We start from the raw sequence: 9,131 nt of genomic DNA, 5'->3' as shown, positions 1-9,131 counted from the left end.
CCTGAAGTTTGTTCGCCATATTGGATTTCCTCTACTTTTACCCTAGATTTTAGTGTACCTTCATAGTGAATTGGTATCAGAAGCTTCCTCTCTGCTGTCATAGGGCCCAAAGTAATAGGTACGCTTTGGCGAATCTGTATCAACTTCTACCCACCATTCGTCGCGTCGAGTGCTGCTAGTAGGTTGAGCGAGCAGCCAAAAAGCAGTGAAAAACATACCCAACATAGAGATTTCAAACATATGTACCTCTGGGAATATTTAAGTAGTTTTTACTGATCTAAATTTATCAATGCAACGGGAGCGATCGGCTCGTCCTCAGTGCTGATTTGATCCCGATAATTTTTGGCAGTTAATGCTGGTTAAACTCTGCATTTTGGTGGAGAAGATGCCGATTTTTAAGCCACCACTACAAATATAAAGTCCGCAAGGTAAGGACTAGGACAAGACGATGCTTAATATTATTGTTGAGGCTTCAGTTAATGAAAAACTCAAACAGAACTTACACACTATTGACGCTCAGAAACCGGGTTGTTTAACCGATCTCCCTCGCGATAGAGGGAGTATTTTGGTCAAAAAACCCGGTTTCTGCCGTCTGGACTCTCAAAATTCTTAAGCCGCTATTCCCTCTGAGAATTCACCGTCGCAAATCGTGAGTTCCGAAGGCTGACACTGTTTGATGCGGATGCTAACTCTTTTGGCTCCCTCGCTTTCGAGGTCTTCGATGTAGCCTGGAGTATTGCTGGAGGCTTCTTTGTCGGTGTCGAAGGGGCCAAAATAGTAGGTACAGTGAGGCAAATCTGTGACAATTTCTACCCACCATTTCTCGGGGCGGCGGGGGCTGGGTCCACTAAACACGGACAAGACTGCGACGTAGATACAAAATAAATAAAATCCGAGCATTTTTCCTCTTTTGGGGTTATTTATTTTCTCATAGGACTTACGCCCTCGCGACTCTCCTCAACCGGGTTGTTCAACTCCTGGCGATCGCCCTTTACCAGAGTTTAGTCCCTCAAACCCGGTTTATGCGTTTAGGACAATCTAATTTTACCAAGGTAATTTGTGCGATCGCATCAACCTGAGTGCTGATTTTGAGGCGAGAATAGAATCCCAGTGAATCAACTATTTTGCATTTAAATTTAAGCTTGAGGTGGGCTAGGAGTGGCGACCCCACAAGAGTTTAAGTACGCAGTAGTCGATCGATTAAATGCGCGACAGCTTACTTTGAGAAATACGCCGGAATATATAGAATTTCTTGGGCAGATGAGCTATGAAATCAAACTTAAGAACCTTGGCAACACAGGTTTCTGTGTATCCAATTTTTGTGAGAAAGGCTATATAGTCTAGGCGATTGTTTCGCGTATAGCTGACAGTGACATATAGCTTAAGAACTTGGCAACACTGGTTTCGGTGTACCCAATTTTTGTGAGACAGCCTATAGCGCGACCTTACGCGAGCAGCGCCACAGCTTATAAGTCGCTAAAATACCAAAACCCGCGCAGGCGGGTTTTGTTGTTAAGCTATAAAATTCTTCAAACAAATCTGATTGGCCCACCTCAGCAGGCTGAGGTTTAGCGCTTGCCTTTGGGGAACTGTTCGATACCAGCCCAACCGTAGAAAACCAGCTCGTCGTTCTGAACTCGGCAGCGGTCAACCCGCAGTTGAGTGCCCTCTAAGGCAAATTTGTCTAAGTCTAGCAAGTTATTTACGTGGGCAATTATAGCTTGACCCAAGTCTACTGCTTGCCCGTCACCGCCGTAAGTAACGCTGACAAATTGGATTTTGCGCCGGTCTTCTACTTGCAATTGAGCTGTAATATCTATGTTGACAGGTTCGCTGGCCTCGCCTACGGTTATTTCGGACTTAAGCCGAATGGATTTGTCGGCTCCGAAGCTGACTTCAGTGTTTTGAAAGTGCAGAGATTGCTCTTGGTACTTCAGCTTCTGGAGTTTTTCAACTACAAAAGGTGTATTGAATGAAGTGGTTAAATCCGATCGAGTTAAGACTACGCGCATATTTGCCTGGGTAGGCTGCCGCAATTTCACTTGACCTGCAAAAATCGCCCCAAAATCAATGGAGAGTGCTTGCAGGTAGAGTTCCATCACTTCTATGCGCAGGCCGTTGTACATCAACATACCTTTGCCAACGAAGTCGAAACCGTCGATGCTTCCCTGCAAGAGTTTGGCTACTGGTTCCACTCGGATGTTGGCTTCGGCCTTTTCAGAACGCTTGAATAAGGCTGCGATCGCAGCTCCTGCTACTTTACTAACAAGGCGATCGCCACTTTGACCTTGAAAGGATGTACTGCTAAACAAAGCTGCTACCATTTATTCGTTTGCTCATCTACAGTCGCCATTATAACCTCATATTAAGAAATGTAAAAATCGCTTGTGCTTATTCACCTCATAAGCAGACCTTGTTTTTTGTCTGTCTTCAAAACAACATTGTTGGAATTTAAAGGCTCAGGGGGGTGCCTTGGAGACAAGCGCGATCGAGCAACGCCCCATCCCAAACGGTTTGTTCGATCGTGGCGCAAAGCAAATTAGCCCCCGTCAGGTTAGCGCCGCGCAGTACGGCTCCATTCAGGATCGCTTCTTCCAAGTCAGCTCCCGACAAATCAGCGCCTGACAAATTGGCATGGCTCAAATCGGCGGAGTACAAAATTGCCCGAGCCAAATTCGCGCCTCGCAAATCGGCGCCGCGAAAATCGACACCGCTCAAATCCAAATTGCCGCTCATCGCAGCCCCTGTCAAAAAAGCACCCCCAAAACTTGCGTCGCGGACTAAAGCGTTAGCGAAGGCAGCTCCCCGCAAATCGGCATTCCGAAAATCTGCGCCTCGCAAGTCAGCGCCGCTCAAGTCAGCGCCGCGGAGGTTGGCTCGCAATACGGCCCGCTGCAAGTTAGCGCCGGCGAGATTAGCTCCACTCAAGTTGGCTTGAGACAAGTCAGCACCGGCGAGATCGGCTCCCGCTAAGTCTTTGCCGGCTAAATCAGTGCCGGCCAACATCAGAATTTTGCCTTTGCGTATGGCTTCGAGGTCATTAGTCATTAGTTTTTAGTCATTTGTCGTCATTAGTCATTTGTCGTCATTAGTCATTAGCGCACAGACAGGCGGTGGCTACAACTCCCAGCGGTAGGGTGGGCTTAGCAAGCACAGGCTGATTTTTTGTAGTGTGAGAAAAGATTTTGTGCTGAGTTTTAAATGCCAAATAATTCGGCTAGGCACTTCGGCTGCGCTCAGCACAAGCTCTGTACAAGTTCCCAATTACCAATTACCGATCGCCCATTACCAATCCAGTTATTTTATAATGCCGGAGCGGTCGCGGTCGTTCGATCGCCCAAATCCTCCAACCATACATTCGGCAGTTGACTCGGGCGAGTTGGTAACTCCATCAAACCCATTTCTGCCAGCCTGACGACGTTGCTGAGAGTTTCCACCAAAGCCGGATCGAAGCGAATGCCGCACAGTTCCCGGCACTCTTCTAAAGCTTCGCTCAAACTCAAAGCCGGACGATCGCCACGCGGTTGAGTCAATTCTTGAAAATGAGCAACCAACCCCAAAATCCGCGAAGCAACGGGTATTGTTTCGGCTCGCAAACCCTCTGGCCTGCCGCTGCCGTCCCAATATTCGAGTTGGTGCTTGACAATTTCCGCTACAGGTGCTAATTCCGGCATTGCTTGGAGCAGTTGGGAACCGATGAAACTGCGATCGCGCCAAAATGCTAGAGTTGCTTGGTCGAAAGCATCGGGAGTGCGATCGAACACCTCATTCGGGGCCGAAATTAAGCCGACTCGAAACAGCAATCCAGCCAGCCGCAGCCTGCGCAACTGCAAAGCCGGCAAATCCAGCAGTTGACCCAAAGTTTCCGACAAAGCCGCCACCTGCAAAGACGCTGTGGGGTTTGCGGTATCGCGTTCGTCTACGCGCTGGGCCATCCGCAGAAAAGCTTGAAGTTTGTTAGCGTTCAAATTCCGGCTGACGCGCAAAGCTTGACCTTCCAATTCCCACAACTCGCGGGTTTGGCGGTTAATTGCCACCATTTGCTGCTGAGAACTTTGCAGGTAAGTGACGATCCGCGATACGACGCCGCTAATGTCTGCCAAGGGCGGGCCTTTAGTTGCCAGGATTTCGTGGTGCATTTCCAGTAAACTGTCGGCCAGGGGCGAGTTGTAATGTCGCGTCTGTTCTATAAAAATTTCTGCAGCAGCCGACACCAAAGACTGGTCAAACGACCACAAACCGTAGAACTTTCGTTCTGTATCTACTTCGGGCTTGCCTTCTGGCAAGTATTCCTGGTCTGAAAGTTCGCGGCAAAGCACCATTGCTTTGTATGTCGGGGCGAGGATGATTAAATTCCATTCTTGGATTAAAGGGTCGCTCTCATCGAGATTTATTAAAGATACATTTTCTAATTGCCCGGTTTTGTGGGTAGCGAAACCGCTGTCGGCTACTGCTGCGATGACAACGCGCCGAGAGGCATTAGCAATATCTAGGTAGCGATCGGCTTCCTGTAAATACCATTTACCCTGCTGAAACGCCACCAAAACTAGGGGTTTGAGTTCTATCTTGTCCCCGCCGCTGGTTTGCAAAATGTGGTCTTCTAGGGCGTGACACAGGGCTACTAGGGTGTTTTTGAAGTATACCCCGTAGCTAGAAGGCAGTTTTCCGTCGGGAAGTGTAGCTTGTAGTCTGGCGAGAGTTGATTCTGAATTCATTGCAAAAAGCGGTGCCGGCTGTTATTTATTGTAGCGGGCGATCGAACTTATGGAAAAAACTTTTGGCAAAAATCCGACTTTTTGATTTTTCACCGCTTAGCAACCGAGTCAATGTAGAGTGCGCAATGCGCACTTTACTAATTTTAGCAACTTTGTAGAAACCCTCTGTCTTTGGCTGAGTTTTTTTAAGACCGGAAACCTGCCGAGAGGAAGACGCTAACTCAATTAAGTATTAACTACTATTTTTAAACAATATTATTAGGAATTCTGAGCGTGCTTCAAGAAAATAGAAGTTTAGGGGAACAGGCGATCGACAAAGTGGCCGAGATTGCTATTGCTAGCAAATTAGACGAATCGGAAACTTTGTCTGTCACAGTCAACACAGATGCGGGCCAGCTAGCCCAGGGAGAAGTAGAGGCCGTTGCCGTTGAGGGCAAAGGATTGGTAATGCAACAAGATTTGCGCGTGGAAGAATTGCAAATTCACGTCAAGGATATTGCTGTCAATCCCCTCACCGCTATGTTTGGCAAAATTGAACTGAACGGGCCTGCCTTCGGTGGGGCGCGTGCCGTTTTAACAGAAAGCGATATCAACCGCGCTTTTAATTCCGAATACATCAGCAGGAAACTGAAAAACTTAAAAGTTACTGTTGACGGACAACTGCGGACAATAGACGTTAAAACTATTGAGTGCAAATTGCTAACCGGAAAAATCGCTTTAAATGCTGAGGTATCGGTGCGGGAAACGGCCTCCACGGAAAAGATTTATTTCACAGCAAAACCTGAGATCGCAGCGGGCGGTTGGGCAATTTCTCTTCAGGATGTCGAGTATCCCGAAAACAAGGAATTTTCGCCGGAGTTAACTGAAGCTTTAGCGGACAAAGCTGGTGAAGTTTTAAACTTGCGAAATTTTGAACTTGAGGGAATGTCCCTGCGAATTCAGCAGCTAAATGTGGAAGCTGGTTTGCTGACTTTGCAAGCTGAAGCAAAAGTCGAAAAATTCCCAGAATAGAAGTAGCATTCTGAGGTTAGTAGCTAGTAGGGCGCGTCAGTGGATTGGAGATTTTAGATATTAGATTTACTCCACAGATGAATCTGGGAGGTTACAAAAGTCTAAAATTTTTATAACTCCACGGCAGGAGTCGTTCGCAAGTATCCGTTTTTGGGCGTGGTCAAAAACAGAAAAGCTTTTGTCATCAAGCAATTATTGGAACGCACGCACCCGAAGACTACGCTTTGAAACTACCTCCGCCCTTTTCTTCTCCGTCGGGTACGCGAGTTGCTCAACCGAACTTTCTCTAGAAACCCGTTAAAAAAACCGGGTTTCTAGATACCCGCGCGTAAGTCCTAGCAAAAATAATCTCTCGAAGGCGATCACAGTTTTTAAATCCCTCTAAAGTTATAAAAATATCGATAGCAATCCGCAGCAAAATATCACCGCCGTTAGAGGCAGGCATGGGGAGTTTATTTTTACTATTAACAAGTAGTAGTAAAAAATTGGAAAAATTTTGTGAACACTGTAACTGCTTTTTTTAAAAGACTGGGTATCGGTCAATTTTTGACTCAATTTTTGACTGTATTTATGGCAGGTGTGCTGCTGTTTACCAGCACCGCTTGCAATGCGGGCGATGTTCGAGGTGCCCGGCCTGAGAATCCTCCCGTTCAAATGGGAGGAATGAATAACCCTCACAAGGCTGGCGGTGATGGATACACGAATTATAAAACATCCACCGATCCTAAAGTAAATCAGTCGCCTGCTCAAGCAGAAAAGAATCGGGCTGATTTGTCGATTATGGGCGATCGGCTCCTGGCCTCGACTACCGCTGAATCTAATTCCTCAAAGCTGCTTTATCCGGGCTCTGCACCTATGGAAACTGACAAGTTCGACTCCGAACTCGGCGGAGATAAAGCTCTCTTAGAAGCGCCAGACGGACAGCCAGTTAAGGTTCAACCTGTATTCGATCGCAGCGCTCCCGATGCCAATATTTTAGAGAGAGTAGGCGCCGCCTTTAAGGATGCTTCTGGTTTCCTCAAAGATAGCGCTGAAGATGCCAAGGAAAGCTCGGTTACGAAACTCAATCCGCTGCAAAAATAAGTCACTGGGACTAAAGATAGTGTAGGGGCTATCTGAAATTAGCCCCTACATAAATAATATTACTTATTGAAACTAGATAAACGCTTTTAGACCTCCTATCTGCTCAACAAGATTTACGAGATTTATGTTTTTTTATAAAATCTAGCTCAATATCTTTTACATTTTATAGAATTTAGGTTGCGAATTCGGAAGAGTATTTTTGGTAAATTCCGAGCGGGTTGAATAAATCTAAAACATATTGATTAACCTGAACTATTTTACCATACATAAAACTGACGGGGTTGTTGCTTTCATCAGCGGCTTCTGCTAGCAACTGTGCTAACCTCGACATTTGTTAGGAGTAAATTAGCGGAAGATGCCAAGGAAAGTATTGGGAATTCTGGTACTAAACCTTCTTTTGCAAGGGTGAATGATAAAGCTCAACGCTTCAGTGCGCTAAATATCTCCGATCCTTTGATTCAAACGACCGCTCAAAAGCTACAAAATCAGTTTGGTAGTTTTCAAAAGATTAGAGATAGCCAAAGGCTTGAGATTCAAATCCAAAGACAGAAACATTTTGCCCTTGTTCATCCTTGGCAAGACCAGTTTGGCTTGAACTGGCTAATCGTGACTGTAGTTCCAGAATCCGATTTTATGGGGCAGATTAATGCCAATACTCGCACAACAATAGGGTTGTGTATAGGAGCATTAGGGGTAGCACTCCCGATCGGTATTCTCAGCGCCCGTTGGGTAATCCGCTCGATTGAGCGGATTACCCAAGCCTCAGAAGACATGGCAGATGGCAACTTGGAGCAACACGTTAAACACAGTCGGCTCGTTGAGCTTGATAAGCTGGGAAACCCCTTCAACAGCATGGCAGGGCAACTCAAAGAATCGTTTGAAACACTCGAAGATAAAGTCAAAGAACGTACCACAGAACTAGCAAGTGCCAACGACGAAATCATTACCCTCAACAAAAGACTTAAGGAAGACAATCTCCGCATGGGTGCGGAATTGGATATCGTGCGTCAAATGCAGCAAATGATTCTGCCCAATGCTGAAGAACTGGAAATTGAAGGACTCGATATTGCCGCATACATGGAGGCTGCCGATGAAGTCGGCGGCAACTATTATGATGTTTTAAACACCGATGGCGTTGTCACTCTTGGCATCGGCGATGTCACGGGACATGGACTCGAAAGCGGTATCTTGATGCTGATGGCGCAAACGGCCGTTCGTACCCTCAATGAGATCCGCGAACTAGATCCGGTGCTGTTTCTAGATGTAATCAACCGCACCCTCTACAAAAACGTCCAGCGGATGAACTCCGAGAAAAGTCTCACCTTGGCGATTTTAAATTACTCAAAAGGATGGGTCAGCATTAGTGGACAACATGAAGAAACAATCATTGTGCGAAACGGGGGACAGGTTGAGCGCATCGACACGATGGATTTAGGTTTTCCGATTGCTCTTGACGATGACATTGCGGAGTTCATCAGTCACATTTCAATTGAGCTACAAATAGCAGATGGTATAGTGCTATATACTGATGGTATTCCCGAAGCAAAAGACATTAACAAAAAACAGTATGGCGTTGAGCAGATGTGTGAAGTCATTAGCCAAAACTGGCATTTGTCGGCACAAGAAATTAAGCAAGCGGTGATTGACGATGTACGGCGACATATCGGCACTCAAAAAGTATTTGATGATATTACGTTGTTGGTAGTGAAGCGGACCCAATTAGGGGTAGAAAACAAGTCACAGCCTCAAGCAGCCGCATTGGTTTAGATCGATCGCCAATAGCTCGAAAAAACAAACCTCTGAGTGAGTACACATTTGTGATATAATTACCTCGATCATCATAAAATTAGAAAATTTGTTATGTAGAATCTAACTAGCAATGCCTCAAATCTTCGGAGATTTCGTAGCAAGCTTTTCCCCTGAACAGGATTCGTTGGAATTAACCTTTACCCCAAGTTCACTTCCAATAAAAAAGCGCTGGCGTAGTAATCGACTATCGGCTAATTTTATTGCGGATTACTTTTCCAACTTTCTCCGGGTAGATGAGGAAAATCCAGCCCACAAACGACGCATTAAAGAAAGTAAAGCAGCCGTTAATTATGTTGCCAATGAACTGTTGGAAAAGGCTCTAAAATTTAATAATCAAGCAACCAATTTTAAGATTAAATTGGGAATTTACTTTATTGAAGAAGCTGGCGTTAATGCCGTGCTTTTCCCGACAAATAGTGTGAGTGCTGAAGGGCTTGATACAGCGGTTCCCGCTGTTATGAAGTACAATAGCAACAATTAGCAAACCAATTTCTTAAATGTTGAGGATTGATT

At 45.8% G+C, this 9,131-nt stretch carries 10 protein-coding genes; 4 read left to right on the top strand and 6 right to left on the bottom strand.

Going from position 1 to position 9,131, the window contains the following annotated elements; all coding sequences use genetic code 11:
• Positions 1-60 precede the first annotated feature (60 nt).
• From QUA13_RS30375 to QUA13_RS30355, 5 genes are all read right to left on the bottom strand, one after another.
• On the bottom strand, positions 61-240 hold the full coding sequence (locus tag QUA13_RS30375) for a DUF1816 domain-containing protein (RefSeq protein ID WP_333204540.1): 180 nt from the start codon (positions 238-240) through the stop codon (positions 61-63).
• 369 nt (positions 241-609) lie between these two features.
• Positions 610-900, bottom strand: coding sequence for a DUF1816 domain-containing protein (locus QUA13_RS30370; protein WP_333204538.1), 291 nt, complete (start codon positions 898-900; stop codon positions 610-612).
• A gap of 668 nt (positions 901-1,568) precedes the next feature.
• A complete protein-coding gene (locus QUA13_RS30365) occupies positions 1,569-2,324 on the bottom strand; it encodes a DUF2993 domain-containing protein (RefSeq protein WP_333193284.1) in 756 nt (251 codons plus the stop codon).
• Positions 2,325-2,451: 127 nt separating this feature from the next.
• Entirely contained in the window at positions 2,452-3,048 is a 597-nt protein-coding gene (locus QUA13_RS30360) for a pentapeptide repeat-containing protein (protein ID WP_333204536.1), read from the bottom strand.
• Between the two features lie 254 nt (positions 3,049-3,302).
• On the bottom strand, positions 3,303-4,715 hold the full coding sequence (locus QUA13_RS30355) for a DICT sensory domain-containing protein (RefSeq protein WP_333204534.1): 1,413 nt from the start codon (positions 4,713-4,715) through the stop codon (positions 3,303-3,305).
• Between the two features lie 273 nt (positions 4,716-4,988).
• Here QUA13_RS30355 and QUA13_RS30350 point away from each other — a divergent pair, with 273 nt between their 5' ends.
• Both QUA13_RS30350 and QUA13_RS30345 read left to right on the top strand, forming a co-directional pair.
• Positions 4,989-5,726: a DUF2993 domain-containing protein gene (locus QUA13_RS30350; RefSeq protein ID WP_333193277.1), complete on the top strand. Its 738-nt coding sequence runs from the start codon at positions 4,989-4,991 to the stop codon at positions 5,724-5,726.
• A 498-nt stretch (positions 5,727-6,224) separates the two neighbouring features.
• The gene (locus tag QUA13_RS30345; RefSeq protein WP_333204532.1) at positions 6,225-6,809 is read left to right on the top strand and encodes a DUF6658 family protein; all 585 of its coding nucleotides are present in this window, start codon (positions 6,225-6,227) and stop codon (positions 6,807-6,809) included.
• A gap of 172 nt (positions 6,810-6,981) precedes the next feature.
• On the opposite strand, the gene QUA13_RS30340 is transcribed toward QUA13_RS30345, so the two are convergent.
• Positions 6,982-7,140 (bottom strand): hypothetical protein, encoded by a 159-nt coding sequence (locus QUA13_RS30340; RefSeq protein ID WP_333204530.1) that lies wholly within the window; start codon positions 7,138-7,140, stop codon positions 6,982-6,984.
• Between the two features lie 74 nt (positions 7,141-7,214).
• On the opposite strand from QUA13_RS30340, the gene QUA13_RS30335 reads away from it, so the two are divergent.
• Together QUA13_RS30335 and QUA13_RS30330 are read left to right on the top strand one after the other, a co-directional pair.
• A complete protein-coding gene (locus QUA13_RS30335; RefSeq protein ID WP_333204528.1) occupies positions 7,215-8,576 on the top strand; it encodes a SpoIIE family protein phosphatase in 1,362 nt (453 codons plus the stop codon).
• A gap of 112 nt (positions 8,577-8,688) precedes the next feature.
• A complete protein-coding gene (locus tag QUA13_RS30330) occupies positions 8,689-9,099 on the top strand; it encodes a slr1658 superfamily regulator (RefSeq protein WP_333204526.1) in 411 nt (136 codons plus the stop codon).
• The last annotated feature ends 32 nt before the right edge of the window (positions 9,100-9,131 follow it).

It is taken from the genome of Microcoleus sp. S28C3 (assembly GCF_036700785.1).
Lineage (GTDB): Bacteria > Cyanobacteriota > Cyanobacteriia > Cyanobacteriales > Microcoleaceae > Microcoleus > Microcoleus asticus.
The sequence above is the reverse complement of the archived record's forward strand: the minus strand, read 5'-3'. Positions and strand labels throughout refer to the sequence as shown.

Coding starts and splice junctions, on each gene's coding strand:
- QUA13_RS30375 (WP_333204540.1), bottom strand. CDS start 240: ATGTTTGAAATCTCTATGTTGGGTATGTTTTTCACTGCTTTTTGGCTG.
- QUA13_RS30370 (WP_333204538.1), bottom strand. CDS start 900: ATGCTCGGATTTTATTTATTTTGTATCTACGTCGCAGTCTTGTCCGTG.
- QUA13_RS30365 (WP_333193284.1), bottom strand. CDS start 2,324: ATGGTAGCAGCTTTGTTTAGCAGTACATCCTTTCAAGGTCAAAGTGGC.
- QUA13_RS30360 (WP_333204536.1), bottom strand. CDS start 3,048: ATGACTAATGACCTCGAAGCCATACGCAAAGGCAAAATTCTGATGTTG.
- QUA13_RS30355 (WP_333204534.1), bottom strand. CDS start 4,715: ATGAATTCAGAATCAACTCTCGCCAGACTACAAGCTACACTTCCCGAC.
- QUA13_RS30340 (WP_333204530.1), bottom strand. CDS start 7,140: ATGTCGAGGTTAGCACAGTTGCTAGCAGAAGCCGCTGATGAAAGCAAC.
- QUA13_RS30330 (WP_333204526.1), top strand. CDS start 8,689: ATGCCTCAAATCTTCGGAGATTTCGTAGCAAGCTTTTCCCCTGAACAG.